This is a genomic window from Pyxidicoccus trucidator, from assembly GCF_010894435.1.
GTDB lineage: Bacteria > Myxococcota > Myxococcia > Myxococcales > Myxococcaceae > Myxococcus > Myxococcus trucidator.
The window spans coordinates 146,223-172,632 of the sequence record NZ_JAAIXZ010000001.1; the positions used below are offsets into that span (position 1 = coordinate 146,223).

Here is a 26,410-nt window from a genome sequence, read left to right on the forward strand (position 1 = left end):
CCATGCGCACCGCCCTCGCCCTCCTCATGCTGCTCGCCGCCGCGCCCGTGCTCGCGCAGGACTCCGCGTCCTCGGGCAGTGGCACATCCGGCGCCAGCCCGGCTCCGAGCACGGGCAAGAAGCCGCGCAAGGTCATCCGCCTGGATGCCATCACCGTCGAGGGGCGCATCCAGAAGCCCCAGGCCTTCTACATCCTTCCACGCTCCAACCTGAGCTTCGACGAGCTGAGCCGCACGGAGACCTTCGTGCCCAAGGTCGTCAAGAGCGTGGAGCAGGACCCCTTCTAACCATGGCAGCCACTCCGCAGACCAAGCTGCTCCGCGTCGGCGTCATCCAGAACGGCCGCATCGTCGAGGAGCACCACGTCCGGCGCGACAATGTGACCATCGGTCACGACGCCCGGAACACCATCGTCCTGCCCTCGGCCGACAACCGGCCGGCCCGCTTCGCGCTGCTGGAGAACCAGGGCCAGCAGTTCCAGCTCGTCATCGACGAGACGATGCAGGGCCGCGTCAACCTCGGCTCCTCGGACGTGGACTTCGACTCGCTACGCTCGCAGGGCATGGCCACCCGCCGCGGCGACCTCTACGTCCTGCCGCTGCAGGAGACCGCCCGCGGCAAGGTGGAGCTGGGCGACGTCACCCTCTTCTTCCAGTTCGTCGCGCCGCCTCTCGAGGAGGCCAGGCCGGTGCTGCCCGCGGACATCCGCGTCAGCCGCTGGCAGACGATGGACCGCGTCTTCTTCGGCATCCTCGCGGCCTCGCTCTTCCTGCACTTCTCCGGCGCCGCGCTCATCATCTCCGCCGAGGCCCCCAAGGAGCCCGAGCTGGCCCTGGACCAGTTGGATGACCGCTTCGTGCGCGCCATCATCCCCCAGCGCCCGGTGGAGGCCCCGCGCGTCGCCGACTCCGGCGCCGCCGAGGCGCCCAAGGACGACAAGCCGGGCGATGAGGGCAAGGACGCGGCGGACAAGCCCGCGGCCAACAAGCCCGCCGGTGACGCCGCCGAGCGCCGCGCCGAGGTGGTGAAGAAGGTCGCCGGCAAGGGCCTGCTCAAGATTCTCGGCTCCAACAGCGGCGGGGGCCAGGGCGCCTTCGCGGACGTGCTGGGTGGGGCCAGTGGTGGCGGGGACATCGCCGCGGCGCTGGCTGGCGCGGGCGGCGTGGGCGTGGCCACCGAGGCCTCCGTGGGCGGCGGCACCGGCCCGCGCGGCGGCGGTGCCGGCACGGTGACGGGCATCGGCGAGGTGGGCACCCAGGGCGGCGGCAAGGTGGACCTGGGCACCAAGAAGGAGACCGCGGTGCAGGGCCGGGTGCAGGACGCGACCCCGGACGTGGAGAGCTCGGACGTGGACCGCGCGGCGCTGGCCCGCTACGTCCGCTCGCGCCTCAAGTCCATCCAGAGCTGCTACGAGAAGGAGCTGAAGCGGAACCCCAACCTCAAGGGCAAGGTGGTGGTGCGCTTCGTCATCAAGCCCTCGGGCCGGGCCGGCGAAATCGAAATCGAGGAGAACACCCTGGGCAGCGAGGCGGTGGGCAGCTGCATCCGCACCACCATCCGCAACTGGGCGTTCCCCTTCAAGCCCGACTCAGACACCGCCGTTTCCTATCCCTTCGTCTTCTCTCCGGCGGGCTAGGCTCTGGGGCACCATGGAGAAGCTGTCCGTCATCGCCTCTTCACCCCTCTTCGAGATGCTCTCCCCCGCGGAGCTCACCCGGCTGGCCGAGCTCGCCCGGGTGCGGCGCTTCGGTGCCGGTGAGGTCGTCTTCGAGGAGGGAGACCTGGGCGACAGCCTCTTCGTCATCGTCGACGGCCAGGTGGAAGTCGTCCGTCGCCAGCCCGGCGGCGAGGTGCACCCCCTCACCGTCCTGTCCTCCCCCGAGTTCTTCGGGGAGATGGGCCTCATCGACAAGGACTACCGCTCCGCCACCGTGCGCGCGAAGACGGATGCCAACCTGCTACAGCTCACCGCGCAGGACCTCCGCGCCTTCCGTCAGGCCCACGGCGAGGGCTTCACCTTCGTCGTCGTCAACATCGCCCGAAGCCTGTCTGCTCGCCTGCGGGAGGCCAATGTCCGCCTCGCGGGTAAGGCGTGAAAACCCCGCTGGAGTCGGCCCGGCGTCGGTTTGACACCCCACCCCCCGGACTCTACGCTTTGACCTTCTTGGAAGGGCCGGGAGAGCCGTGAGGCGCATGCGCACCGTGGGAACGCTCGTCGTGGTACTCGCCGCCGGGGTGGCGCTGGCGCAGGGCCAGGCACTGGCGCCGTCCCAGCCCGTGGCCAAGCCGCCCGCCCCCGCCCTGTCCGCCTTCGAGAAGGCCGACGACGTGCCGGACGGCGAGAAGCTCGAGCGCAGCACCCAGGCCCTGGGCGTCATGCGCGAGGTGCTCCGCCAGGTGCTGGGCAAGGTGGAAGAGGCGCGGCGCACCAAGGACGTGGTGAAGCTCAACTGCGCCAACGAGAAGCTCACCCAGATCAAGGGCCTGCTGCGCATCTCCGAGCAGGCCGACGTGTCGCTCCAGGAGGCCCTCTCCACCAAGGAGACCTCCACCAGCGACCACGAATACACCAAGGTCATGATCGCGCGGCAGAAGGTGGGGCAGCTGCGCTCCGAGGCCGAGGAGTGCATCGGCCAGCTGGCCTTCCGCACGGACGAGAACCTCTTCGTGGAGGTTGAAGAGCCGGAGAACCTGCCTGGAGGGGACCCCACCCGCCCGCCGCCCCCGGACGTCATCGTCGTCCGCCCGCCTCCGGCCAGCCCCATCCGGTAGCACCCCGTGTGCCCTCCGGCTCACCGAGCAAGTCTCCATCCTGTGTCCAACAATGATTTCGGCCCGGGGGAATGCGCGTGTTATGACGCCATGGGCCGTGAGCGCGAAAGGTGGGAGAGGGTACCCCTGCCACCTGGGAAGTCCTTCTGAGCCATGAAGCAGCAGCCAGGGAAATTCTGGGGGGGATGGGGTGTGCTGGCGCTGCTGGCGCTCGGCGGCACCGCCACGGCCCAGGACTCCGTCGCGGCTCCGGCCTCGGGTGGCAATGGCATCAAGGTGGGCAGCGGACGGCTGCACCCGTACTTCGACCTGGAGACGCGGCTCGACAGCGGTGTGGGCTACTTCGCCCAGCCCGCGGGTGAGGCGCCGAACCCGTCGGGCCTCTCGACGAACCTGTCCGGTGAGTTCGCGATGCACTTCCGGCCGGGGTTCCGCCTGGAAGTGCCCTCCTCCAAGCTGGCCCTCAACCTCGCCGGCAACCTGGACTACGTGCTGTACACGGGCCTGATGACGCCCGACTCGGGCGCGGCCTCGTACCTGGCGGGCGCGGCGGACCTGCTGGCGCGCCTCAACCCGGACGCCCCGCTGTCGCTGGAGGTGTCGGACCAGTTCGTGCGCTCGGACCGCACGCGCACGGCGGCCATTGGCGCGGGCGTGCTCAGCCTCTTCAACGAGGCGCGGGTGAGATTGCCGTGGAGGCCGGGTGGCGGCGCGGTGGAGCTCACGCCCGGCGCGGCCTACGCGGTGGAGTTCTTCCAGCCGCTGGGCGCCACCAACCCGGTGGACTGCACGGAGGGGGTGTGCGACCCGCTCACGGCGGACCGGTTCGACTACGGCAACCTGCGCTTCGGGCTGGAGGGCCGCTGGCGCTTCCTGCCGAAGACGGCCGTGGTGCTGGACACCGGCGTGGACCTGCGCAGCTACTTCAACGACGGCAGCCCGGACGCCACGCTGCTGCGCGCGATGATGGGCGTGGCGGGCCTCGTGTCGCCCCGCGTGGCGGTGACGGCCAAGGCGGGCTGGGGGCAGAACCTGGCGGCCACGGGCGGTGGCACCTTCATCGCCCAGTTGGAGGGCACGTACCTCTTCAGCCCCACCATGACCTTCAAGGGCGGCTACCTGCGCACGCTGGAGCCGGTGGCGGCCTACGGCCTGTTCACCGACAACCGCGGCTACGGGGAGGTGCGGGCCCTCCTGGGCGGCAAGCTGGGGCTGCACGCGGGCGGCGCGGTGGACTTCCTCGGCTTCACCGGCGAGCGCACCGACACGCTCATCAGCCTGGACGCGGGCCCCGAGTACCAGTTCCGCCCGTGGCTCAGCGGAGCGGCCGGCTACACGCTGAGCTCCCGTTCGTCCTCCGTGGCGGGCGGCGGCCTCAACTACACGCGCCATGAGGGGTATGTTCGCCTCTCGGTGACGTACTGAAGCGCACCGCCCCTGCCCTGGCGACACGCCGGGGCGCCCCATTCCGGATGAAGACTTCTCGCTCCTCCCTGGCCGTGGTGCTCCTCGCGGCGCTCCCCGCGTGCTTCGGCACGGCCCGCCCACCGCCTCCGACGCCCACGCCAGCAGCCGAGGCGGGCGAGGCGCGCGCGGGCGGCGGCACGCTGGGCCCCGGGGACGTGGTGGAGGTGCGCGTCTTCCAGGAGCCCGAGCACTCCGGCACCTGGCGCGTGTCCCCCGAGGGCACCATCGACTATCCCCTGTGCGGCAAGGTGCCGCTGGAGGGGAAGACGCCCAGCGGGGCGGCGGACGCGCTGCAGACGTGCCTTGCGCGCTACGTGCGCCGGCCGCAGGTGTCGGTGCTCATCCGCGAGTACAACTCGCAGAAGGTCTTCGTCTTCGGCGAGGTGCAGAAGCCCGGCACCTTCCCGGTGGACGGGGAGATGTCCATCGTCCAGGCGATTACGCTGGCGGGCGGCTTCACCAAGCTGGCGGCGAAGAACAACACGCTGGTGACGCGCGTGGTGGACGGGCAGGAGCGCAAGATTCGCGTGCCCGTCGAGGACATCGGCGTGGGGCGCGAGAAGAACTTCCTGCTCCAGCCCGGCGACATCGTCTTCGTGCCGGAGAGCTTCTTCTAGCCGCGCGGCTTCCAGCCCAGGTCGTCCACGAAGCGCTTCGCCTCGGTCAGCAGCTCCGGGGCCAGCGCGGGGGCCGCGGCCACCACGTCCCCACGCATGACGCTGAAGGGCGCGCCGGTGACGTGGCGGATGACGCCGCCAGCCTCCTCCACCAGCAGCGAGCCCGCGGCGATGTCCCACGGCTTGAGGCCGAACTCGAAGAAGCCGTCGAAGCGCCCCGCCGCCACGTAGGCCAGGTCCAAGGCGGCGCTGCCGGTGCGGCGCATGCCCTGGGCGCGGAGGATGAAGCGGTTGAAGAGGCCCACCGGCCCCTCCGGGCGCTCGCGCACGTCGTACGGGAAGCCCGTGCACAGCAGGGCCTTGTCCAGCGTGGCGACGCCGCTGGCGCGCAGCGGGCGGCCATTCAGCGTGGCGCCCTCGCCCCGCGCGGCGGAGAACAGCTCGTCCAGCATCGGGTCATAGACGACGCCCGCGAGGATGCCGTCCGGGCCTTCCACGGCCACGCTGACGCAGAAGTGGGGCACGCGGTGGGCGTAGTTGGTGGTGCCGTCCAGCGGGTCCACCAGCCAGCGCAGGGGGTTGGTGCCCTCGGAGGCGCCGCTCTCCTCGGCGAGGATGGCGTGCGTCGGGTGGCGCCCGCGGATGAAGGCCAGCAGCGCCTCCTCCGAGGCCTTGTCCGCGTCCGTCACCAGGTCGATGCCGCCCTTGTACTCAACCGTGCGCTCGCCCAGGAAACGGTCCGCGAGGATGCGGCCGGCGAGGCGGGCGCCCTCCTCCGCGGTGCGGCGCAGGGTGGCGGGCGTGTCCTGGGACATGACGGCTCTTTCCTTTGCTAGGGCGCGGGCTCGGCGAGCAGCGCCTCGAGGTGCGACTGGTAGCGCGTGACGAACTCCTCGGCGAAGCCCTCCTCGACGTGGCGCACCACGCCGCGGCGGTCGATGTAATAGCTGGTGGGCATGCCCTTCACCTTCAACGTGCGCTCGGCCACCTGGGCGTTCTCGTCCAGGAGGATGGGCAGCCCCACCTTCGTCTCCTGGAGGAAGGGGGCAATGGCGCGCGCGTCCTCGTCCACGTTGAGCGCGTAGATTTTCAGGCCCCGGCCCGCGTACTCGCGCGCGAGGTTCTCATAGAAGGGCAGCGCGTCCCGGCACGGCTCGCACCACGTGGCCCACACGTCCAGCAGCACCACGCTGCCCCTGTCGCTGGCGAGGTCATACGGCTCGCCACCCGGGTAGCGCTTCACCTGGAACACCAGCGGAGCGCCCGCTCGGGCCTCCGGCGACGCCTCCGCGCCGCCGCCGCTCGGAGCGGGACTCGTCAGCGGCGGCAGCGTGGACTTCGCGCAGCCAGCCAGCGAGAGGGTGCTCGCGAGGACCGCGAGGAACAAAGGCGTGCGCATGTCAGGTCCCCATCCGTGCCTTGAGGGCGGTGAGCAGCTTGTCGATGAAGCCGCCGAAGGCGCCGTTGCTCATGACGAGCAGCACGTCGCCGTGGCGGGACTCGCGGGCCACCAGGTCCACCAGCGCCTGCACGTCCGTGGAGCCCTCCGCGGCGATGCCCTGGGCCTTGAGGTCGTCCACCAGCTTGCGGACGTCCAATTCCTGGTCCACGGGCACCTTGTCGTGGCGCTCGGGCACCTTGAGGCTGGCGCGGGCCGCGCCGGTGAAGGCGTGGGCGTAGTCCTCCTGGTGGATGTTGCGGCGGCTGGTGTTGGAGCGCGGCTCGAAGATGGCCCACAGCCTCCGCTCGGGGTAGCGGTGGTGGACGGCGGCGATGGTCTCCCGCACCGCGGTGGGGTGGTGCGCGAAGTCGTCCACCACCATGATGCCGCCCGGCTCGCCGCGCAGCTCCTGCCGGCGCTTCACGCCGCTGAACGTCCCCAGGCCCTTGCGCACTTCCTCGAAGGACAGGCCCAGGCCGCGCGCCGCGGCGATGACAGCCAGCGCGTTCTCCACGTTGTGCAGGCCGCCCATGGGCAGGTCCACCGTGCCCAGCGACTGCCCGCGCTCCACCACGTCGAAGCGCGCGCCCGCGGGGCCGAAGGACACGTTGCGCGGCGTGTAGTCCGCGTCCGCGCCCTCCTTCGCCACGTACGTCACCACGCGCCCCTTGCAGCCCTCGCGCGCCAGCTTCACGGCGTTGGGGTACGCGGAGCAGACGACGAGCTGCCCGTCCTGCGGAATCAGCCGGACGAACTTCTCGAAGGTGGCCTCGTAGTGGGGCAAGTCGCGGAAGATGTCCGCGTGGTCGAACTCCACGCTGGTGAGGATGGCGGTGCGCGGCCGGTAGTGGAGGAACTTGGAGCCCTTGTCCCAGTACGCGGTGTCGTACTCGTCGCCCTCGACGACGAAGTGCGGGCCCTTCCCCACGCGGTAGTTGCCCGAGTAGTTCTGGGTGACGCCGCCCACGAGGAAGGACGGGTCCTTCCCGGCCTCCACCAGCACGTGGGCCATCATGGAGGACGTCGTCGTCTTCCCGTGCGTGCCGGCCACCACCACCGAGTGCGAGCGGTCCAGGAAGAGCGAGCCCAGCGCGGCGGGGAAGCTCATCTGCTTGAGGCCGCGCTCGCGGACGGCGGTGGCCTCCGGGTTCACCCGGCGGATGACGTTGCCGATGATGACGAGGTCCGGCTTCGCCGCGTCCAGGTTCTCCGGACGGTAGGGCGAGGAGGCCGGAATGCCCCACGCCTTGAGCATGTCGCTCATGGGCGGGTAGACATTCTCGTCGCTGCCGGTAACTTCATAGCCGGCGGCCTTGAGCATGCCGGCGAAGGAGCCCATGCCGGTGCCGGCCACACCCACCAGGTGGATGCGGCGCACGCTGCCGGGTTCGAGAGTCTCGAGGACGTTTCCGTTGTCGTCAGCCATGCGTTCCCTGCTTCAAGTCGGTGAGCTCGAGCGCCTCCACGACGAGGTCGTGGAAGACAGGTCGGAAGTCGCGGATGCGCACTTCCTGGCGGCCGTTGGCCACGCGGTTGGTGACGAGCGCCACCACCAGCGCGCGGCGCAGGTCCACCCAGAGACTGGTGCCGGTGAAGCCCAGGTGCCCCACGGCCCCCGGCGGCGTGTCGCCGAGGTAGTGGCCCGCGCTGGACATCGTCGCCGACGGCGAGTCGAAGCCCATGGAGCGCGTGCTGCCCGCCACCAGCGAATCGGTGGCCAGCAGGCGGTGCCACAGCGGGCCGGGCGCAAGCGCGGCGCCACCGGAGCACCCGTCCAGCACGGCCTGCCCGAAGCGGGCCACGTCCACCGCGGTGCCGAAGAGGCCCGCGTGCCCGGCCACGCCGTCCATCACCCAGGCATTGTCGTCGTCCACCTCTCCGGGCCGCGTGGGCGCCGTGGGCACGTCCTTCCACAGTCCCTCCTGGCCGGGCGCGGGCTCGCGCGGGCGCGTGGCGCCGGTGGGCGCGGGGGTGGCGTCCGCGGGGAAGTCCGTGAGGCGATGGAAGCGCGCGGACAGGCCCAGCGGCTCGGCGATGTGGCGCGTGAAGAGCACGTCCAGCGGCGCGTCCGCGGCGCGGGAGAGGATTTCGCCGAGGAGGATGAAACCCACGTCGCTGTACGCGGCGCGGGTGCGCGGCTCGGCGGCGAGCGGCGTGGCGGCGGCGGCCTGCACGACTTCCTCGCGAACACGGGCGCGCAGGGCGGAGGGGCAGTCCGCGTCGAGCAGCTCCGGGTGCGCGGTGAGCGCCTGGGCGAAGAAGGGCACGAAGGGCGGCAGGCCCGAGCGGTGGTAGAGCAGGTCCGCCACGGTGGCGCCCGCGTTGCCCACGGGCGAGCCGGGGAAGTAGCGGGACACGAGCGTGTCCGGGCCCACCTTCCCTTCCGTCCACAGGCGCAGGAACAGGGTGGCGGTGCTCATCGCCTTGGTGACGGAGGCAAGGTCGAAGCGCGTGTCACCGGAGACCTTGCCCACCACGCCGCCGAAGACCTGGACGCCCCGGTGCAGGACGACGGCCTGGGCGGCAGGGAAGACGCCAATCTTGCAGGCCTCGTCGAGGACGGTCTGCAGAATCGCGATGGGGTGGGGACTGCCGCTCATTCGCGCACGGCTCCTTCGAGGAAGGTGAGGCGCGCGGCGTCCGCGTCCAACCGGACCTGGGTGCCCAGGGCGACGGGGTAGTTGAGCTCACCGTGGCCGATGGGGAAGCCGGCGGCGCAGGGCAGGCCCGCCTCCCTCGCCAGCTCGCGGAGCACGTCCGCGCCGGAGTAGCCCGAGTCCCGCTCCTCGCACGAGGAGAAGTCACCCAGGACGATGCCGCGCACGCGCGAGAAGACGCCCGCCAGTCGCAGGTGCGTCCACATGCGGTCGAGGCGGTAGGGGCGCTCGGTGACGTCCTCCAGCAAGAGCACCGCGCCGTCGAGCGGCGGCATGTACGACGTGCCGATGAGCCGGGAGAGGACGGAGAGGTTGCCTCCGACGAGGTGCCCCTCCGCCATGCCGGGCACGTAGGTGGCCGTACCCGTCAGCGGCGGCGGAGCCTCCGGCGACTCCAGGAGGCGGAACAGGTAGTCACGCACTTCCGGAGGCTGCTTGCCGAGCTGCGTGAGGACGGGCCCGTGGATGGAGACCCGGCCGAGCACCTGCAAGGCGCCGTGGATGGAGGTGACGTCGGAGAAGCCGACGAAGGCGTTGGACGCGGCGTCGGCGAAGGGGAGGTCCGGGAGCATCCGGGCGCTGCCGTAGCCGCCGCGCGCGCAGAAGATGGCTCGGGCCTCGCGGTCCAGCAGGGCGCGGGAGAGCTCCTCGATGCGCCGGGGGTCCTCGCCCGCGAGGTAGCGGTGGGAGGAGAAGATGTCGGGGCGGTGGACGGGGGTGTACCGCTCCGCGATGACGGCGAGGCCCACCTCGAAGCCGGGGCGGTCGAAGGCGGAGGCGGGAGCGACGACATGGACGGTGTCGCGGGGACGGAGCGAGAGGGGCTTGAGCCAGCGCACGTGGCGCTTCATAGCACCCGGGCCGTGGGGGGCACGTCGATTCGAGGCACGGGGGCCCGAAGCGTTGAGTACCCCTGTCCGTCGTAACGAGGACACTGCGGCCGCTCGAAGCCCCCTTCCCTACCCGGCCGACCGCTCCATCACCGCGGCGAAGAAGGCGTCGGTGCCGTGCCGGTGCGGCGCGACGAAGAGGAACTCGTCCCGGACACAGGCGGCCGGGAGCCAGCCCGCACCCGGGCGCACGAGGCGGAACTCGGGCCGGGAGGCCAGGAACGCGGTGACGATGTCCTCGTTCTCCGCGCGGTTCACCGTGCAGGTGGCGTAGACGAGCCGGCCGCCGGGACGCACGAGGTCCCCGGCGTGCTGGAGGATGTCCTGCTGGAGCGGCGGGAAGTGGGCGAGGACCTCCGGCCCGGAGTGGAAGCGCAGGTCGGGGCCCCGGCGGAGCGAGCCCAGCTCCGAGCACGGGGCGTCCACCAGGACGCGGTCGGCGCCGAGGTTCGGGCTCGGCGGGGAGCGGAGCACCTGCACGCGGGTGAGGCCCGCGCGGGCGGCGCGCTGGAGGAGCCTGTCCAGCCGCTCGGGGTCCGGGTCGTGGGCCATCAGCCGACCGGCGTCCTTCATCTCCGCGCCCAGGAGGAGCGTCTTGCCCCCGGCGCCCGCGCACAGGTCGAGCACCGTCTCCCCGGGGCGGGCCTCCACCAGGAGGCCGAGGAGCTGGCTGCCCTCGTCCTGGACCTCGAAGAGGCCCTCGCGGAGGGAGGGGAGACCGTAGAGGTTGGGACGGGGGCCCTCGACGAGGAGCGCCAGGGGGCTCCAGGAGCCGGGGCGGGTGGTGACGCCCTCGGAGCGCAGGCGCTCGGCGAGGGCGTCGCGGGAGGTCCGCAGCGGGTTGGCGCGGAGGGTGATGGGGCCGGGGACGTTGAGGTGGGCGCAGAAGTCCTCGGCCTCGGGACCCAGCTCGCGGGCGAAGTGGTCGGCGAGCCAGTCCGGCAGGGAGGCCCGGAGGGCGAGCGTGGGGGCTTCCCCGGTGACGAGGACGGGGGGCGGCCCCTCCCCCACCCCGGCCAGGGCGGCGGCCTCCGGGGCGGGCACGCCGGCCAGGCCGTGCAGCAGGGCGTAGAGGAGGAAGGGAGGCGTGGCGTCGTCACGGCCGAGGAGGAAGCCGAGGCGGCGGCGCCACAGGCCCACGTTGAAGACGGCCTCCTTGAGGGCCTGGCGCTGCCCCCGGGAGAGGTGCCGGTGGTCTCGGAGGGTGCGGTCCAGGACGCGCTCGGCCGCGGAGCCGGCGAGCACCTGGGCGATGGCCTCCGAGGCGATGGAGACCAGACCGGCCAGCGCCGACCAGGGCTGCGAGTGAAGCCGGGAGAGCGGATCAAACGGGACTGTTGACAGGGAGGGCTCCGTTCTCTAGAAAGCGCGTCATCACGGCGACGCAGTGCCGCCGTGTGCCGGTCATATTCCCCGATAGCTCAGCCGGTAGAGCGGGTGACTGTTAATCACTAGGTCCGAGGTTCGAGTCCTCGTCGGGGAGCAAGAAATGCAGGGCCTTGGGCGAAAGTCCAAGGCCCTTTTTCTTTTGCCCTCTCTGCCCGTGATCAAGATACGGGCAGCTCCCGGACGTTCGCCCCAATGGAGGGCGCGGGCGCATGGGCGAGAGCACGAGCAAGAGCCAGGACTCGAACAGCTCAAGCGCTTCGAGACCGACCCGGAGCACTACAGCCCGGCGGGCTCGCCGCACGAGGCGCCCATCTACCTCGATGCGCCGCTCGCGGCTGAATTCCTCGCCTGCTCGCGCGACGTGGACAAAACAGCGCCACCTGGGTGAAGAAGCAGCAGGGCTACCTCGCGTGGTGGGCCGACCAGTTCAGGGGCCAGAACCTGTGGAAGGTCACGCTCCTGGACGACATCCTCAAGCGCCTCTACTCCTGACTGCGCAAGGTGAAGCACGTCCTCTCCGTGGCCGAAGGACCCGACGTTCGGACGGCTCACCGTGCCCCAGGCCGGAGCAGTGGAAGCGGACCAAGGTCAGGCCCCGGTAGCACTCACTGCCTGCTCGCACGCGAGCACCTTGCGCCTCACTGGAGTGACGGAATGGACGTGAAGCCGGCACCGGCTGGCATGTCTCGGAACTGGTGCGCTTCGGAACCTGTCAACGCGGATGAGACAGCGAGTTCGAGAGATTACTGCGCAGCCTCCTGTGAGTTGGCGAGCCGCCCAGGGTTGTTGATCCAGACTGCGTTCGGAAGGGCCTGCGGCCTGGGTGCGCCACAAGGGAAGCGCTCGGGGTGAGCGTGGCGCGAACGCCTTCGGTGTAGAGCTTGTCCCTGGCTCGGTGCAAGTACCGCGGAGCGCTGGCCCAGGGGAAAGCCTCTCGCAACTGCTGCTTCGTCCATTCCTCCGTCGGGTGCGCTGTCACATTGCTCCAGGAGGAAACCTCCACCATCTCCATCGATGGCCAGGAGCGCGACCTCTTCGTCTCCGCGAACGTGTCGTGTGTGACGGGGAAGTCCTCCTCGCGCGCCTGTGTCTCCGCGCATGGATGACTGGCGCTCGCGGGCGTGCTGGCGCTGCTCGGCTGCTGGCGTCGTCTTCGCGCGAAGGTCCGACGCCTCGCCGCGTTCCTGGGGCTCACCGGTGCGGTCGGCGGTTCGCGGCCCTTCCCTGTCACGGCCCCGTCGATTCGCGGCGGCAGGCGGATGCATGTCATGGACTTTGTGTCCATCGTACTCAAGTGCTTTTCGACTGCTGGCCTGAGGACACTGGCCATCCATGTGTTGCGCACCGAACCGTTGGGCGCAAGGAGGGGTGCCGTTCATTCCAGGGGGGGACGGTCCATTCCGGGCTCCATCCTGCTCCTCGGGGGAAGACACTCGATGCGAAGCCGTCCTGGTGTGCCGTGGTCGTGGGGACTGGGCGTGATGCTGGCCTTGTCACTGGGGGCGTGTGGTGTGGAGTCTTTGGAGGAGAAGGTCCGTCCTCCGGAAGAGGGAGTGTCGCAAGAGGACGACGGAGCGTTGACGCGTGAGCGTCCGCAAGCCTCGTTGACGTGGGACCCGTATGCGGACGCGGTGGCGTCGGGCACCACGGCGACGGTTCTCAACGCGAGCGCGGCGCTGGGCGCTCCGGACGGGCAGGCCGCGACACTGCTGGGCTTGCTCAACGCGGCGCTGGTGCTGGACCTGGGTCAGGGCGAGGAAGGCACCGGCGACCTGCGCGTCTACTACCGGGGCCTGTCGTTGGCGCTGGTGGCCCAGGTGGACTTCCTGAAGGCGGATGGGACCTTCATCGGCTCCAGCTCGTTGCACCTGGTGGAGCTGGGCCTGGGGACGCATATCGCCGTGGCGACGTACCCGGGGAACGTGCCCTATCGCTACGTGCGCCTGAGGGGTGCGGTCGCGCTCTACCTGGTGGACGCGGTGGAGACGTCGCTGCGGCCCGTCTGTGGTGACGGAGTGCTGAGCGGATTCGAAGTCTGTGACGACGGCAATCAACTCTCGGGAGACGGCTGCAACAGCGTCTGCCAGGTGGAGCCGGGCTACACCTGCACGGGAGCGCCGACAGTGTGTACCGACATCGACGAGTGCGCCGCCGGTACCGACAACTGCAACGAAAACGCCACCTGCACCAACATCGGGGGCTCCTTCACCTGCGCCTGCAATGCGGGGTACGAGGGCGACGGCGTGACCTGCACCAGCACCGACGAGTGCGCCGCAAACCCCTGCCTGAACGGTGGCACCTGCATCGACGGCGTGGGTAGCTACACCTGCAAGTGCGCGCCCACCTACGAGGGGAACAACTGCCAGTCTTGCTCAGGCACCCTCGCGGACTGCAACGCGAACTCGTCCGACGGCTGCGAGGTGAACCTCCAGAGCGACGTCGACAGTTGCGGCGCCTGCGGCATCGTGTGCTCGACGGGCCAGATCTGCTCGAACGCCACCTGCCAGACCGCCCCCACCGGCCAGGTCCCCGGCACGCCGGTCAGCTCCCCCGCGAACCACAACCCGCTGGCCCCGGCGGTCGCCGATGTGAATGGCGACGGCAAGCTCGACATCCTGGTGACCAATGCCGAATCCGGGTCGACCCAGACTCCCTCTGGCTCGCTCTCCGTCTTCCTGGGGAATGGCGACGCCAGCGTCCAGTCGGAGGTCAACTACGGGAGCGCCTCGCTCTCCAGCAACGCGGTCGTGGCCGTGGACGTGGACGGCGACGGGTGGCTCGACGCCGTCACCGTCAACGGCCAGACCAACCTGCCCCTCATCAACGGAGACATCAGCGTCTACAAGAACCTGGGCTCGAGCGCGCCCGGGACCTTCGGCGCGCCGACGAGCTTCACCACTGGCACCCCGGGCTCCGTCCACCTCTGCACCGGGGACTTCGATCACAACGGGGTGGCTGACATCGCCACGACCAGCGTGACCCAGAGCCAGGTGAGCGTGCTCTTCGGCACCGGCGCGGGCAACTTCGGCGCGCCCACGTTCATCGGCATCCAGAGCACCGGCGGCACTCAGTCGACCATCGCCTGCCGTGACCTGAACAGCGATGGCTTCTCCGATATCGTGGTGACGAGCCCCGCCAGCGCACGCCTGTCGGTCCTCATCAACCAGGGAGACGGCACGTTCGCCGCACCCGTCGCCTACAGCAATTCCGCCAGCGGCCAGACGGCGGGCATCGCCTTCGGCGACGCCGACGGCGACGGCACGCTCGACATCCTCTCGAACGGCGCGGCCGGCCGGTACCTCTTCTTCTTCAAAGGGAACGGCAACGGCACCTTCGCGAGCGGCGTTCAGTCAACCGCCGCGGCCGCTACGGCCGCCAACTCGGCGCTGGGCGTCGTGGCCGGTGACTTCAACGGCGATGGCAAGCTCGACGCCTACATCCTCGTTACAGCGGCCTCGGGCGGCGTCCGCCCGATGACCGGCAACGGCAATGGAGGCTTCACCTCGGGCACCGTCGTCACGACTGGCGCCTCGCCTGGCCTCAACGCCATCGCCACCGCGGACATGGACGCGGATGGGTACGCCGATCTCATCCTGACCAACAGGGGCTCCGGCACAGTGACCGTGGTCCCCAACGGACTCTAAGTCGCTGTCCGCGATACCGCGATGGGGCGGTGTGCCCTGAGTTCAGCGCGGTCTCGGTAGGAGAATCGGTGCGCCGCGTGCTTCGCGCGCGGCGCACCGAAAGACGCGCAGGCGCCTGACCCGACCTCACCTCCACAGAGGCCGTATTCCACACGGGTGCAGGACCACGCGGCGTGCTCGGATCAACGTGTGTCACGAGCCAGCCGCATGGGGCCACCCGTAGCCAGGGACATGGGGTCTGGTTTCCGCGCGCAGTGCGCAGCAGATCCGGGTGATGGCTTGGAGGGTGTCGAGTTTCTGCGCGCCGATACCCACCGGGGATGGGGCATTGCGTCGCTGGCTCGGGCTGCTGCGCGCTGGGCGCGCTTTTCGTAGAATCCCACGCCATGAACCTCCTCACCTTCGGTCTCAACGTAACTTTGGACGGGTGCACCGATCACACCCAGGGCATCGCGGACGACGAGCTGCACGACTATTGGACGCAGCTCATGGAGCAGAGCGGGGCGATGCTCTTCGGGCGCAACACCTACGAGCTGATGGAGGGAGCCTGGCCCGCGGTGGCACGCGACGAAAAGGCGCCGCGCGCGATGCGCGAGTGGGCACAGAAGCTTGAGGCGAAGGCAAAGTACGTCGTGTCGGGCTCGCGGAGCGACTTTCCGTGGCAGAACACGATCAAGGTGGAGGGTGACCTTCGCGAGGCGATCTCGGCGCTGAAAGCGAAGACCGAGCGGGGTGTCCTCGTCGGAGCGCCCAAGCTCGCGGCTGCGCTCGAGGAGTTGGGGCTCATCGACGAGTACCGCATCGTCGTTCATCCCATCATCAGTGGCCGCGGGCCGACGTTGTTTCATGGCCTGTCGAGTGCGCGGCATCTCGAGCTCCTATCGACGCAGCGGTTCAAGTCCGGCGTGCAGGCGCTCCACTTCCGTCGCAAAGCGGGATGACCGTGGAAGGACCCGAGCGCTTCACCGGCGGCTGCCTGTGCGGCAGCGTCCGCATCGTCGCGTCGGGACGGCCGTACCGCGTCGGCGTGTGCCACTGCCTCGACTGCCGAACGCATCGCGGCACGCTCTTTCATGCCTCTGCGATCTTCCCGCAGGAGGATCCCAGTCTCGGCCTTCTCCCCCGCAGAGCGAGATGGGGCCTCTTCTCCGCCGCCGACTGGGCTCTCTGGAGCGCTCTTTCGCCCGTTTTGGGGAGGGTGTGACGGGCCTGGGTAATGGATCGCAGTCGGGTCACCCAAGTTGTTCGTAGCGGGGGCGGCCAAGCGGATCGCAGTTCGGAGCAGTTGGGGCGGCGGGCCGTTCACCCTGGAGATGGTTGGAAGAAACGCGGCCAGCAGGTGGGGTTGAGCGCCTACCCGGCTGGTCATCCCGTGCATCCTCGCGCGGCCACGAGCACTGCCAGCGCGGTGCGCCCAGGGACGCGCGCGGTGGGCGTGGAACTCGAGGAGCGCTACTGCGAAGTGGCCGCGCGGAGACTGGAAGCGGCGGGACACGACGGAGCGGCCAAGGCCGCCTGATGGCGAGCGCGCCGGCTCCAGAACATGGGCCGGCCCTTCAGAGGGACTTCGCGCAGGCAGCCCAGTCGGCCATGTAGCACTCACCCTTGTGGATGCGACCCACGCCGTGAGGGCACTTCCCCGGCTCCGATGACTTCACCTTCACCCAGCACTTCGGGCGCCGCTCCAGGTCAGAGGCAAAGTCGTCGCCTGGCCCTGGTGCGATGGCTTGTCCCTCCGCTGTGCGGCCTCGAAGCACAACAACGGCCACTGCCGCTCCGGCAAGGAGGACCGCAACTACAATCGCAAAAACCCTCATCCGATTCATGCCGTCTCCCGGGGAGTCAGCAAGGATACAGCGGTTCGGTGGATGGCGTGGCTGGCGGCGCATCGGGGGGCGCAGCCCAGGGCCTCGCTCGCGGCGCACTCCACGCACTCCACGCGCTCCAGCAGCGAGCGCAGGAGCGCGCGTTCGGTCGGGTCATCGTGGGGAGTAGAGGGAAGCGGGTCACCAGGTGAGCGGCAGTTCGTGCACGCCGAGCAGGTTCTCATCCTTCTTGAAGCGGACCTCCTCCAGCGGCACGGCCAGCCGCAACGTGGGGATGCGCTGGAACAGCGTCTTGAACACCACCTCGAACTCGATGAGGGCCAGCGCGCGCCCCGTGCACAGGTGGATGCCATGGCCGAAGGCGAAGTTGCGGTGCGCTTCCCGGTGGAGGTCCAAGCGGTCCGGCTCCTCGAAGACCGTTCCGTCGCGGTTGGCGGAGTCCGGCTGCGCGAGGATGCCCTCCCCGGCGCGAATGAGCTGGCCGCCCACGGTGACGTCCACCGTGGCGACGCGCTGCCGGGCGAGATGGGAGACATTGACGAAGCGCAGGAGCTCCTGGACAGCCGCGGTGATGGCGGCGGGGTCCTCCAGCTCACGGAACTTCCCGAGCTGCTCGGGGTGGATGAGCAGCGCCAATGTCCCCAGGCCGAACATGTACGCGGACGGCCCGTGCCCGGCGTAGTACAGCGCGTGGAACAGGGAGGCCGCGTCCGGAGGGCTCAGCCTTCCCGTCGCCACCTGCTCCGTGACGACGCGACCGATGAGCGTGTCGCCAGGCTCACGCAGGTTCGCCTCCACCAACCGTAGGAAGAAGTCATCCAGCGCCATCAGGGCCGCCCTCGCCTCCTCGCGGGAGGACGCGCGGGAGCCGACGGTCCGACTGAGGACATGCAGGTCGTCAGCGCCGTCATGGGGCACGCCGAGCAGGTCGCCAATGACTTGCAGGGCAACGGGGAGCGCGAACGCCGCCATCAGGTCCGCCGGTTTCGGGCCGGCCAGCATCGCGTCGAGCGCCGCGTCCACGGTGGCCTGGATGCGCGGCCTCAGGGCTTCCATCCGCCGGGGCATGAACTCCTGCACGAGCATGGCCCGCTGCACCCGGTACTCCGCATCAGGGCGAAGGAAGAAGGCCAGCGGCCTCCCCTGCCGTGCCGCCGCCGCGGGCGACAGGTGCGGGAACCCTGGCAGTGTGGAGTCCGCGACCAGCCGGGGATCTCCCAGGACCGTCAACACGTCGTTGTAGCGACTCACCAGCCACGGCGTGTTTCCGTCCCACAACCGCACGGGGCAGACCGGGGCTTCCTGCCGCAGCCGCTTGTATTCAGCGGGAGGCTCCAGTGGGAGGCTCCAGTCCTTGGGGAAGGGATAGGAAGGGCTCATCGGGGTGCTCCTGTTCGGTCGAGCCGGGCAGCGACTCCCGCCACGGTGGGGTGCTGGTACAGCTCGCGCAGGCTGAGGTCCTGGCCCATTTCGCTCCGGATCCGGACCGCGACTTCGACAAGCTGCAAGGAATGGCCGCCGCGCTGGAAGAAGTCGTCGTCCGGAGCGACCGAGGCGACCTTCAGCACGTCAGCGAAGATGCGGCTGAGGTGTTGTTCCCTCGCCCCCATCGGGGAGCGCGGAAGCGAGGTCCGCGCATGGGGGGTCGCGGTCCGCAAGATTTCCTCGTAGGCCGCGAGCAGCCCCTCGATGAAGGCGGGCTCGAAGAGACTCTCATCGAATTCGGCCCACACGGTGTACGCGCCGTCGGAGCGTTCCTCCACCCGAAGGGTGAGCTCGAACTTCGCGGAGGGGAGGTCCAGCAGGGGCTCCGTCACCTCGCAGCCGTGCAATGACAGTGCTCCCGCCGTGCCTGCCGGATGGTACGCGAAGTTGACCTGGACGACGGGAGACCGCGTCGGGTCTCTCGGCGGGGCCAGGTCCGCGACGAGCTGCTCGAAGGGCAGGTCCTTGTGCGCGTAGGCAGCCACCGTGGCCGCCGCCACCCGGGTGAGCAGCTCGCGAAAGTCGGGGTCGCCGCGCAGGTCCACCTGGAGCACGACGGTGTTGACGAAGAACCCGAGCACCCGCTCGACCTCAGGCAAGTCCCGGTTGGCCACGGCCAGTCCCAGCAGCACCTGCTCCCGTCCCGCACGGTGCCTGAGCACGAGGCCGCAGGCGGCGGCCAGCACCGTGAACACCGTCTGACGCTCGGTGCTCGCGAGGGCGCGCACGCCGTGGGCGACGGCGGCGGGCAGCACCCGGTGCATGCGCTGTCCCCGCCCCAGCACGGGACGCGGGGAGACGAGGTCCAGGAACAGGGGGACGCCCGACAGCTGCTCCCTCCACCAGTGCGACAGCGATTCGCGCCGCTCGGCGGTGAGCTGCTCGCGCTGCCATGCGGCCCAGTCCACGTACTGCACGGGCAGCTCGGGCAGGCCAGTGGGCTCCCCCAGGAGCGCCGCCCGGTACGCGATGGCCAGCTCCTCGGTGAAGACCTGGAGCGAGGCGCCGTCCGCCACCAGCAGGTGCACGGCGAAGACGAGGACGTGCGTCCGGGGCTCCAGCCGCATCACGGTGAGTCGCAGCAAGGGACCGTGCTCCAGTTCGAATGGCCGGGCCGCCTCCTCGTGCGCGTGTCGCAGGGCCTCGGCCTCGGTCGCGACCTCCAGGAAGTGAATATGCCCGTGCCCTTCCGGAGACACCTGCTGCTGCGTCCCCAGCGGGAAGACGGTGCGCAGCGGTTCGTGCCGTGCCACCAGCACGTCCAGGGCCTCCCGCAGGGCCTGCGGGTCCAGGGGCCCCGTCACGCGGTGGCAGCGAACGGTGGCGTGGGCCGCCCCGGTGGGGTCCATCCGGTGCAGGAAGCACAGTCGCTGCTGGGCGAACGACATCGGGAACGCGGTCGTCATCCGCGTGGCAGCCTCTTGATGAGGGGCTTCGCGACCGGGGCCTCCGCGAGCGCGTGGGCCAGCTGCGCGATGGTCGGCCCGGTGAGAATCGTAGCGAGCCCGACCTCCCGTCCCACCATCCGGCTCAGCCGGGAGGCCAGCCGCATCGCCTGCAACGAATGCATGCCGAGCGCGAGCAGACTCTCATGGACATCCACCCGGCTCACGCCCAGGAGCTCGGAGACCACCGCCGCGACGCGGACCTCGGCCTCGGTCCTCGGCGCCGTGTAGGGCGCGTCCGGACGCCGGTCGGTCGCGGGCAGCCGAGAGTGGTCCACCTTCCCGTTCGGAGTCAGCGGCCAGGACTCCAGGACGATGACCTCCGAAGGCACCAGATGCGCCGGCACCCTGCGCGCCAGGTCCTCGCGCACGGCCTGCGCCGACACCGGGGTTGCCGACCCGGCCACGACATAGCCCACGAGGCAAGGCTCCCCCCCGCGCGAGTCGACGCGCGCGAGGGCATCCACCACGCCGGGATGCGCGGCCAGGGCGGCACGCACCTCGGCCAGCTCCACCCGGACGCCACGGACCTTCACCTGTTCATCACGGCGGCCCAGGAACTCGATGACGCCTCCGGGCAACCACCGGGCCAGGTCCCCACTGCGATAGAGCCGCGCACCCGGATGTGAGCCGAAGGGGTCCGGCACGAACCGCTCGGCGGTGAGGCCCGGCAGGTCGCGGTAGCCCCTCGCGACACCGGCCCCACCGATGCAGAGCTCCCCCACGGCACCCGGCGGAGCCACCTGCCCGTGCGCGTCGAGCACCACGAGGTGCGCATTGAACAGCGGTCGCCCGATGGGCACGTGGGTGGCTTCGGAGTCGACCCCGTCGTCGAGCCGATGTCCGCTGGCCATGACGGTGATTTCCGTGGGGCCGTAGCCGTTCGTCAGCTTCGTGAAGCCTCCGCGCTCGAGCGTGCGGAACGCCTCCAGGGGGAAGACATCCCCGCCCACCACCACGCGGTCCAGGGCGGCGAAGGCCTCCGGAGCGTCGGCCGCCAACCGGGGCAGCACCACGGGGGGAATCACCGCATGCGTGATTCGCTGTTCGATGAGACAGCGGGCCAGCCCCGGCACGTCCCAGCCCGGCGGCAGGAAGTGGACCGCGGCGCCGTTGAGCAGCGCGCCCCAGACCTCCAGCACCGAGATATCGAAGGTCACCGACGCCATCGCCAGCATCGTCTTGCCAGGTCCCAGGTCCTCGGCCAGGGCCGTCCGGTACAGCAAGGACACGACCGAGTGATGCTCGATTTGAACGCCCTTGGGTCTGCCCGTCGACCCAGACGTGTAGAGGACGTAGGCGAGGTCCGACGGACTCCCCTCCGGCAGCGGCGGCCCGGACGACGCCGGGGGCAGCGCATCCAGCACGACGGTGGGCAGGCCGGTGAGCCGGCCCGCCAGCGCCGCCGTGGTGACGAGGGCGCGGGCCCCGGCCTCCTGCATGAGCGGCTCCAGCCAGGCCGGAGGAGCGCCTGGGTCCAGCGACAAGAAGGCCGCCCCCGCCATGAGGATTCCCAGCTGGGCCACGACCAGCTCCGCCGAGCGGGGGATGCACACCGCCACGAGCGCCCCACGGCCGACGCCCAGGCCACGCAGGTGGTGCGCCAGGTGCTCCGCCCGACGCGTCAGCTCGGCATAGGTCAGCACGCTGTCGCCGGACCTCACCGCGGGGGCGTCGGGCGCGCGACGGGTCCACTGGGCGAACAAGTCGTGCACCCGGTACGAGGGGGCCTCCTGGCGTGGGCCCACGCTGACGAGTGCGCGCCGGTCCGCGTCGTTCAGCAGCGACAGCCTGGACACGCGGGTGTCCGGCGCGTCTGTGATTGAGCGCAAGAGCTGCTGATACGCGGACAGCATGCCGGTGATGAAGAAGTCCTCGAAGAGGTCGGAGTCGAACTCCCACGAGAGCAGGATGCCGCTCAGGGAAGAGCGGGGACTGGAGCGCACGGGGGCCTCCGAACGGGGAATGCTCACCACGTCCCCACCCAGCCGTTGGATGTGCCCCGGCTCGGCGTACAGCGGCACCGCGACGACCGACAGCTCGAACTTGGCCGAGCCGTTGCCCAGTCCCTCCACGAAGGAGACGTCGAGGGGTGACGCGTCGAGCGTGCCCACCGACGAGTCGTGGAAGTTGAACATCGTCTGTATCAACGGATTGAGGCCACCCTGATGCCGCGCGGGCGACTGCGCGAAGATCTGCTCATAGGGCAGCTCCTGGTGGTCATAGACCTCCAGCGTGGTGCGCCGCACCCGCGCCAGGAACTCCTCGAACGAAGGGTCCCCGTCCAGCCGGCCCCGCAGGACGACCGTGTTGATGAACATGCCCAGCATGCCCTCGGTGTCCTGCCAGCGCCGGTTGGCGACCGAGGAGCCGACGAGCAGGTCCTGGGAGCCGGTGTACCGGTGCAGGAGGACGAAGAACGCGGAGAGGAGCGTGGTGAAGAGGGACGCGTGGTTGCGGTCCGCCAGTGCCTGGAGGCGGCGCGCGAGGTCGCCGTCCAGCTCCACCCGGGGAGCCACCCCCCGAAACCGTCTTCCGCCGGGAGCCGCGCGGCGGGGGAGCTGGAGTCGGGTCTCCGCGCCCTCCAATTCCTGATGCCAGAAGCGGCGCTGCGCCGCGGCGGCCTCGGTCCCCACCCACTCCCGCTGCCAGCGCGCATAATCGGAGTACTGCACCGCCAGCGCGGGGCGTCGCACCTGGCCGTGGCGGACATGTTCGGCGTAGCCGTTGAGCAGCTCGCGCACGAAGACGTTGAAGGACCAGCCGTCGTGCACGATGTGGTGTTCGACGTGCACGAAGAGGTGCTCCTGCGCGCCCAGTCGCAGCAGCCGCCAGCGGAAGGGCCGGCCTTCGGCGAGCGCGAACGGGGCCTGCACCGCGTCCCGGACAGCCTCCGCCACCCGGGTGGCCAGCAGCGCTTCGTCCACGCCGCTGAAGTCCTGGAGCGGGAGCTCCACCTCCCACGGGGCTTCCAGCTCACACCGCAGCTCTCCATCCACTTCGGGGAAGCGGGAGCGCATCACGTCGTGGCGACGCACGATGTCGGTGAGGCTCGCCTGCAGCGCGGCGAGGTCCAGCGCGCCCGCGAGCCGGAACACCGCCTGCGTGTGGTAGGCCCGCGCGTCCGGGTTGAGCTTGTGCATCAGCCACACCCGCTCCTGGCCGAACGAAGGCGTGAGCGCCATTCCCACGGCGCCGCTCCGCGGGCCCAGGTCCACCCCACCCCGCGCCTCCTTCAAGCGCGCCGCGAGCCGGGCCACCGTGGGGGTCTGGAGTACCTCGCTCAATTCCAACTGCGCGCCCAGCACACGTCGCACCCGGGCCACGAGCTGGGTGGCGAACAGCGAGTGCCCTCCCAGCTCGAACAGGTCGTCATCGCGCCCCACCCGCTCCGTCCCGAGCAGCGCCGCGGCGATGGCCGCCAGCGCCACTTCGCCGGGCGACTCCGGCGGCTGGTAGTCCGTCCGCTCCGCGCGTGGGGGACGGGGCAGCCGCGCCCGGTCCACCTTGCCGCTGGTGTTCAGGGGCCAGGCCTCCACCACGACCACGACATCCGGCACCAGATAGCCGGGAAGCCTGCGTCCAAGCTCCGCGCGCACCGCGTCGCCGGACAGCGCCGCTCCGGTGACGGGCATCACGTAGCCCAGCAGGCGCTCCCGCGTGTCGTCGATGAGGGCGACCGCGTCCCGCACGTCCGGCAGCGCGGCCAGGGCCGCTTCCACCTGGCCCAGCTCGATGCGCGCGCCGCGAATCTTCACCTGGTCGTCGCGCCGGCCCAGGAACTCCAGCGTGCCGTCCGGCAACCACCGGCCCAGGTCGCCGCTGCGGTACAGCCGCCCTCCCGGCACCGGACCGAACGCATCTGGAATGAACCGCTCGGCGGTCAGGTCGGGCCGCCCCAGATACCCGCGCCCGACACCTTCCCCGCCAATGCACAGCTCGCCCGGCACCCCGTCGGGGACGAGGCGCAGGTGCTCATCGAGGATGACCACGTGGTCGTTGGAGAGGGGGCGGCCAATGGGCACGCGCTCCCCCTCCACGGTGTGCACCGTATGGAGCGTGCTGGCCACCGTCACCTCCGTCGGGCCATAGCCGTTGACGAAGCGGTGGTGCGCGCCCCACTGCCGGGCCGTCTCCGGAAGGCACACGTCCCCGGTGCTCATCACCACCTGGAGGTCGGGGAAGCCGCCCGGTTGCAGCGTGCGAAGGACTGTCGCGGGCAGCACCGCGTGGGTGATGCGCCGGTCCACCAGCATGTGGGCCAGCGGCGCGCCGGAGAGCGGCGACGCATCCAGCGTCTCCAGCCGGCCTCCGTTGGGCAGCGCCATCAGCAGGTCGAACAGGGAGGCATCGAACGACGGGTGGAAGAACTGCAGCACCCGCGTGTCCGGCCCCAACGCGCCCAGGAAGTCCCGCTGCGCATGGAGGAGGTTGGCGACGCCGCGATGCTCGGTCATCACCAGCTTGGGCTCGCCCGTCGAACCCGACGTGCAGATGATGTATGCGAGATCCTCCGGGACAAGCGCCGTGTCCTCCACGGCCGCCACGCCGGAGCCCACGTCGGCACCCGACTCCAGGAAGGGCACCCCCGGCACCTCGCTGGCTGGCGAGCCCACCACGAGCGCCGCGCCGACCCTGCGAAGGATGTCCTCGCGCCACGCCTGGGGATGTGACGGCGCCAGGGGCAGATAGGCCGCACCCACGCGCCAGACGGCGATGGCGAGTTCGACGAAGGCACGGCCCCGCTCCAGCACCACCGCGACCACGTCTCCGCGCCCGATGCCCCGGGCCCGCAGGCTGGCGGCCAGGGCACACGTCCGCTCCTCCAGCCGCGCATAGGTGGTTTCAGAGGCACCCTCCGAGAGCGCCACGCGGTCGGCATGCCGCCGGCACTGCGCGGCGATGACGTCCACCACCGAGCGCCACGGTCCATGGTCGACCCTGCCGCCCTGCACGCGGGCAGCCTGCGCTCCGCCGTCCAGCACCCTCCGCACCTCCTCCGGGGTGTGACCCTCGAGCGCCCAGGGACTCTTCAGACGGAGGCTGGAGAGCAGGCGTTCGTACTCGGTTCCTGTCACCAGGGCGGACGGGGGCGTGGGGGGCAAGGGAGCTCCTGGAAGCAATGACATACCTCGCGGCTGCCGCGCGGAGGGGCCGTCCGGCACAGCTCGCTTCCCCGGACCTCTAACACGCGAAAATCCACTGCGACAGCCTTGAATGGATACGGCCCTTGTCTCACGGGCGCCCCGGGCCTTGTCCTGCAGCGAATGAGCATCCGCGGCACCCTCATCTGGTAGAAGGCACGAGGAACGCAGACGAGCAGGATGCAGGAGTGCACCGTGGCCTCGAACAACATCGCTCATCCCCCTGGACTCGGGCTGTCGCTCCTCGCTGTGGGCGATGTCTTCGTGGACCGCGACGACCCGGCGACGGCCTTCCACTCCGCCCGCGACGTCCTGAGCTCCGGTGACGTCGTCTTCGGCAACTGCGAGGGCGTCTTCAGCGACGACATCCAGCGTGCCCCCAGCGCCGGCTCGACGCTCACGGCGCCTGCGGCGAACGCCGCCCCATTGGCCAAGGCGGGCTTCGACATCATGTCATTGGCCAACAACCACAGTCTCGACGGGGGACATGCCGCGCTGCTGTCCATGCGCCGGACCCTGGCCGACCTGGACATCGCCACGGTGGGCGCGGGCGCGAATCTCGCGGAGGCCACCGGGCCCGTGTATCTCGAGCGCAATGGAACACGGCTGGCCTTTCTGGCTTTCAGCTCCGTGTTTCCCTACGGCTATGAGGCGCGCCCGGGTGTCCCCGGTCTGGCTCCCTTCCGTGCACACACCCGATACACTCCCCTGGATCTGAACGTATGGAATCCGGGCATGGCCCCTGTGGTGAGCACCGAGCCGCTGGTCGAGGACCAGAAGGCGTTCATCAACAGCCTCACCGAAGCACGCGCGAAGGCCGACATCGTCGTCGTCAGCTTCCACTGGGGTGACTCCACCGTGCCGTTCTCGCTGACCGACCACGAACGACGGACGGCCCGGCTCGCCATCGACAACGGGGCCGACGTCGTCGTGGGCCACCATCATCACATGCTCCGCGGTGTCGAGTTCCATTCCGGAAAACCCATCTTCTACGGTCTGGGACACTATGTGTTCGACCTGCCGAACCTTGCTGAGCGCCTTGCGAAAGACGGTTACCTGGGCGTGGGACGGCCGGAAGAGATGGCGGCATGGGCCCGCAAGTTCGGCGAGTACATGATTCGCCCGCGGGAGGGCTACCCACTGCTGCCGTTCCACCCGGATTCGAGGCTGACCGGCGCGGCGGTGATCCACATCGCGCCGTCCGGGCGCATCTCCGCCGGCTTCCTGCCCGCGATCATCAATCCAGCCAACGAGCCGATACACGTGTCCGCGGACAGCGACGAAGGCAGGCGGGTGGTCGCCTATCTCGAACGCTGCTGCACGACCGAACAGCTTCCTACAAGGCTGGTCGCCCCTCGGCCCGACTCCGGACTGCCCACCTCGTGCATCGAGTTCGTCTCGACCTCAACCGACTGAGCCGATGCGTGCCCGGAGGTGCTCGGCGAGGCGCACCCGTGTCTGATTCCCGTTACGCGTTCCTCCTACCGTCGAGCCCCTCTTTACGGAGGCCGCAAGGAGAGAGCAGTGGCGCAAAGCGCCAGCGAGATTCCCCAGCTGAAGCGGCAGATGGGGGAGTCGAAAATGTCGGAGCCGACCATGGACGGCTTCTGCTAAGAACGAGCAATATGGCCCT

At 70.2% G+C, this 26,410-nt stretch carries 20 protein-coding genes and 1 tRNA gene; 12 read left to right on the plus strand and 9 right to left on the minus strand.

All coding sequences use genetic code 11. The features are described 5' to 3' along the window. Window positions 1-2: 2 nt before the first annotated feature. From G4D85_RS00680 to G4D85_RS00705, 6 genes are all read left to right on the plus strand, one after another. Entirely contained in the window at window positions 3-287 is a 285-nt protein-coding gene (locus tag G4D85_RS00680; RefSeq protein WP_164006890.1) for a hypothetical protein, read from the plus strand. A gap of 2 nt (window positions 288-289) precedes the next feature. Then, a complete protein-coding gene (locus G4D85_RS00685; protein ID WP_164006892.1) occupies window positions 290-1,636 on the plus strand; it encodes an AgmX/PglI C-terminal domain-containing protein in 1,347 nt (448 codons plus the stop codon). Between the two features lie 13 nt (window positions 1,637-1,649). Further along, the gene (locus G4D85_RS00690; RefSeq protein ID WP_164006894.1) at window positions 1,650-2,096 is read left to right on the plus strand and encodes a cyclic nucleotide-binding domain-containing protein; all 447 of its coding nucleotides are present in this window, start codon (window positions 1,650-1,652) and stop codon (window positions 2,094-2,096) included. A gap of 97 nt (window positions 2,097-2,193) precedes the next feature. Next, window positions 2,194-2,772 carry a hypothetical protein gene (locus G4D85_RS00695; RefSeq protein WP_164006896.1) on the plus strand — a complete coding sequence of 193 codons (579 nt, stop codon included), beginning with the start codon at window positions 2,194-2,196 and terminating at the stop codon, window positions 2,770-2,772. 153 nt (window positions 2,773-2,925) lie between these two features. Next, the gene (locus G4D85_RS00700) at window positions 2,926-4,197 is read left to right on the plus strand and encodes a porin family protein (protein WP_164006898.1); all 1,272 of its coding nucleotides are present in this window, start codon (window positions 2,926-2,928) and stop codon (window positions 4,195-4,197) included. 47 nt (window positions 4,198-4,244) lie between these two features. Beyond that, window positions 4,245-4,856 (plus strand): polysaccharide biosynthesis/export family protein, encoded by a 612-nt coding sequence (locus tag G4D85_RS00705; RefSeq protein ID WP_164006900.1) that lies wholly within the window; start codon window positions 4,245-4,247, stop codon window positions 4,854-4,856. On the opposite strand, the gene G4D85_RS00710 is transcribed toward G4D85_RS00705, so the two are convergent. From G4D85_RS00710 to G4D85_RS00735, 6 genes are all read right to left on the minus strand, one after another. Next, window positions 4,853-5,671, minus strand: a complete 819-nt coding sequence (locus tag G4D85_RS00710; protein WP_164006902.1) for an inositol monophosphatase family protein — start codon at window positions 5,669-5,671, stop codon at window positions 4,853-4,855. The genes G4D85_RS00705 and G4D85_RS00710 overlap by 4 nt on opposite strands. A 17-nt stretch (window positions 5,672-5,688) precedes the next feature. Continuing rightward, window positions 5,689-6,255 (minus strand): TlpA disulfide reductase family protein, encoded by a 567-nt coding sequence (locus G4D85_RS00715; protein WP_164006904.1) that lies wholly within the window; start codon window positions 6,253-6,255, stop codon window positions 5,689-5,691. A gap of 1 nt (window position 6,256) precedes the next feature. After that, the gene (gene mpl, locus G4D85_RS00720) at window positions 6,257-7,723 is read right to left on the minus strand and encodes a UDP-N-acetylmuramate:L-alanyl-gamma-D-glutamyl-meso-diaminopimelate ligase (RefSeq protein ID WP_164006906.1); all 1,467 of its coding nucleotides are present in this window, start codon (window positions 7,721-7,723) and stop codon (window positions 6,257-6,259) included. Beyond that, complete coding sequence (locus G4D85_RS00725; RefSeq protein ID WP_164006908.1) at window positions 7,716-8,897, minus strand: serine hydrolase domain-containing protein; 1,182 nt, start codon at window positions 8,895-8,897, stop codon at window positions 7,716-7,718. The genes mpl and G4D85_RS00725 overlap by 8 nt, the downstream gene beginning before the upstream one ends. Beyond that, window positions 8,894-9,805 carry a S66 peptidase family protein gene (locus G4D85_RS00730; RefSeq protein ID WP_164006909.1) on the minus strand — a complete coding sequence of 304 codons (912 nt, stop codon included), beginning with the start codon at window positions 9,803-9,805 and terminating at the stop codon, window positions 8,894-8,896. Before G4D85_RS00730 ends, G4D85_RS00725 begins: the two co-directional genes overlap by 4 nt. Window positions 9,806-9,913: 108 nt before the next feature. Continuing rightward, window positions 9,914-11,113 (minus strand): RsmB/NOP family class I SAM-dependent RNA methyltransferase, encoded by a 1,200-nt coding sequence (locus G4D85_RS00735; RefSeq protein ID WP_205525439.1) that lies wholly within the window; start codon window positions 11,111-11,113, stop codon window positions 9,914-9,916. A 141-nt stretch (window positions 11,114-11,254) separates the two neighbouring features. Between G4D85_RS00735 and G4D85_RS00740 the strand changes: the two genes are divergently transcribed. The 5 genes from G4D85_RS00740 (at window position 11,255) to G4D85_RS50975 (ending at window position 16,081) form a co-directional block, all read left to right on the plus strand. Further along, a tRNA-Asn gene (locus G4D85_RS00740) sits at window positions 11,255-11,327 on the plus strand. A gap of 886 nt (window positions 11,328-12,213) precedes the next feature. Beyond that, entirely contained in the window at window positions 12,214-12,339 is a 126-nt protein-coding gene (locus G4D85_RS50165) for a hypothetical protein (RefSeq protein ID WP_275900258.1), read from the plus strand. Window positions 12,340-12,669: 330 nt separating this feature from the next. Continuing rightward, a complete protein-coding gene (locus G4D85_RS00745; protein WP_240358992.1) occupies window positions 12,670-14,877 on the plus strand; it encodes an FG-GAP-like repeat-containing protein in 2,208 nt (735 codons plus the stop codon). Window positions 14,878-15,263: 386 nt separating this feature from the next. Beyond that, complete coding sequence (locus G4D85_RS00750; RefSeq protein ID WP_164006913.1) at window positions 15,264-15,818, plus strand: dihydrofolate reductase family protein; 555 nt, start codon at window positions 15,264-15,266, stop codon at window positions 15,816-15,818. After that, a complete protein-coding gene (locus G4D85_RS50975; RefSeq protein ID WP_476705370.1) occupies window positions 15,815-16,081 on the plus strand; it encodes a GFA family protein in 267 nt (88 codons plus the stop codon). Before G4D85_RS00750 ends, G4D85_RS50975 begins: the two co-directional genes overlap by 4 nt. 802 nt (window positions 16,082-16,883) lie before the next feature. Here the strand turns inward: G4D85_RS50975 and G4D85_RS00755 are convergent. From G4D85_RS00755 to G4D85_RS00765, 3 genes are read right to left on the minus strand one after another with little or no spacing between them, the layout of a single operon-like run. Further along, the gene (locus G4D85_RS00755; protein ID WP_164006915.1) at window positions 16,884-18,083 is read right to left on the minus strand and encodes a cytochrome P450; all 1,200 of its coding nucleotides are present in this window, start codon (window positions 18,081-18,083) and stop codon (window positions 16,884-16,886) included. Further along, window positions 18,080-19,594, minus strand: coding sequence for a condensation domain-containing protein (locus G4D85_RS00760; RefSeq protein ID WP_164006917.1), 1,515 nt, complete (start codon window positions 19,592-19,594; stop codon window positions 18,080-18,082). The genes G4D85_RS00755 and G4D85_RS00760 overlap by 4 nt, the downstream gene beginning before the upstream one ends. Next, window positions 19,591-24,738: a non-ribosomal peptide synthetase gene (locus G4D85_RS00765; RefSeq protein ID WP_164006919.1), complete on the minus strand. Its 5,148-nt coding sequence runs from the start codon at window positions 24,736-24,738 to the stop codon at window positions 19,591-19,593. Before G4D85_RS00765 ends, G4D85_RS00760 begins: the two co-directional genes overlap by 4 nt. A 234-nt stretch (window positions 24,739-24,972) precedes the next feature. Between G4D85_RS00765 and G4D85_RS00770 the strand changes: the two genes are divergently transcribed. Next, on the plus strand, window positions 24,973-26,193 hold the full coding sequence (locus G4D85_RS00770; protein WP_205525372.1) for a CapA family protein: 1,221 nt from the start codon (window positions 24,973-24,975) through the stop codon (window positions 26,191-26,193). The last annotated feature ends 217 nt before the right edge of the window (window positions 26,194-26,410 follow it).

Excerpts from the sequence above, each read along its gene's own strand:
- G4D85_RS00695 (WP_164006896.1), top strand. The coding sequence starts at position 2,194 with ATGCGCACCGTGGGAACGCTCGTCGTGGTACTCGCCGCCGGGGTGGCG.
- G4D85_RS00760 (WP_164006917.1), bottom strand. The coding sequence starts at position 19,594 with ATGACGACCGCGTTCCCGATGTCGTTCGCCCAGCAGCGACTGTGCTTC.
- G4D85_RS00750 (WP_164006913.1), top strand. The coding sequence starts at position 15,264 with ATGAACCTCCTCACCTTCGGTCTCAACGTAACTTTGGACGGGTGCACC.
- G4D85_RS00700 (WP_164006898.1), top strand. The coding sequence starts at position 2,926 with ATGAAGCAGCAGCCAGGGAAATTCTGGGGGGGATGGGGTGTGCTGGCG.
- G4D85_RS00755 (WP_164006915.1), bottom strand. The coding sequence starts at position 18,083 with ATGAGCCCTTCCTATCCCTTCCCCAAGGACTGGAGCCTCCCACTGGAG.
- G4D85_RS00730 (WP_164006909.1), bottom strand. The coding sequence starts at position 9,805 with ATGAAGCGCCACGTGCGCTGGCTCAAGCCCCTCTCGCTCCGTCCCCGC.
- G4D85_RS00685 (WP_164006892.1), top strand. The coding sequence starts at position 290 with ATGGCAGCCACTCCGCAGACCAAGCTGCTCCGCGTCGGCGTCATCCAG.
- G4D85_RS00725 (WP_164006908.1), bottom strand. The coding sequence starts at position 8,897 with ATGAGCGGCAGTCCCCACCCCATCGCGATTCTGCAGACCGTCCTCGAC.
- G4D85_RS00745 (WP_240358992.1), top strand. The coding sequence starts at position 12,670 with ATGCGAAGCCGTCCTGGTGTGCCGTGGTCGTGGGGACTGGGCGTGATG.
- G4D85_RS00715 (WP_164006904.1), bottom strand. The coding sequence starts at position 6,255 with ATGCGCACGCCTTTGTTCCTCGCGGTCCTCGCGAGCACCCTCTCGCTG.
- G4D85_RS00690 (WP_164006894.1), top strand. The coding sequence starts at position 1,650 with ATGGAGAAGCTGTCCGTCATCGCCTCTTCACCCCTCTTCGAGATGCTC.
- G4D85_RS00680 (WP_164006890.1), top strand. The coding sequence starts at position 3 with ATGCGCACCGCCCTCGCCCTCCTCATGCTGCTCGCCGCCGCGCCCGTG.
- mpl (WP_164006906.1), bottom strand. The coding sequence starts at position 7,723 with ATGGCTGACGACAACGGAAACGTCCTCGAGACTCTCGAACCCGGCAGC.
- G4D85_RS50975 (WP_476705370.1), top strand. The coding sequence starts at position 15,815 with ATGACCGTGGAAGGACCCGAGCGCTTCACCGGCGGCTGCCTGTGCGGC.
- G4D85_RS00705 (WP_164006900.1), top strand. The coding sequence starts at position 4,245 with ATGAAGACTTCTCGCTCCTCCCTGGCCGTGGTGCTCCTCGCGGCGCTC.
- G4D85_RS00710 (WP_164006902.1), bottom strand. The coding sequence starts at position 5,671 with ATGTCCCAGGACACGCCCGCCACCCTGCGCCGCACCGCGGAGGAGGGC.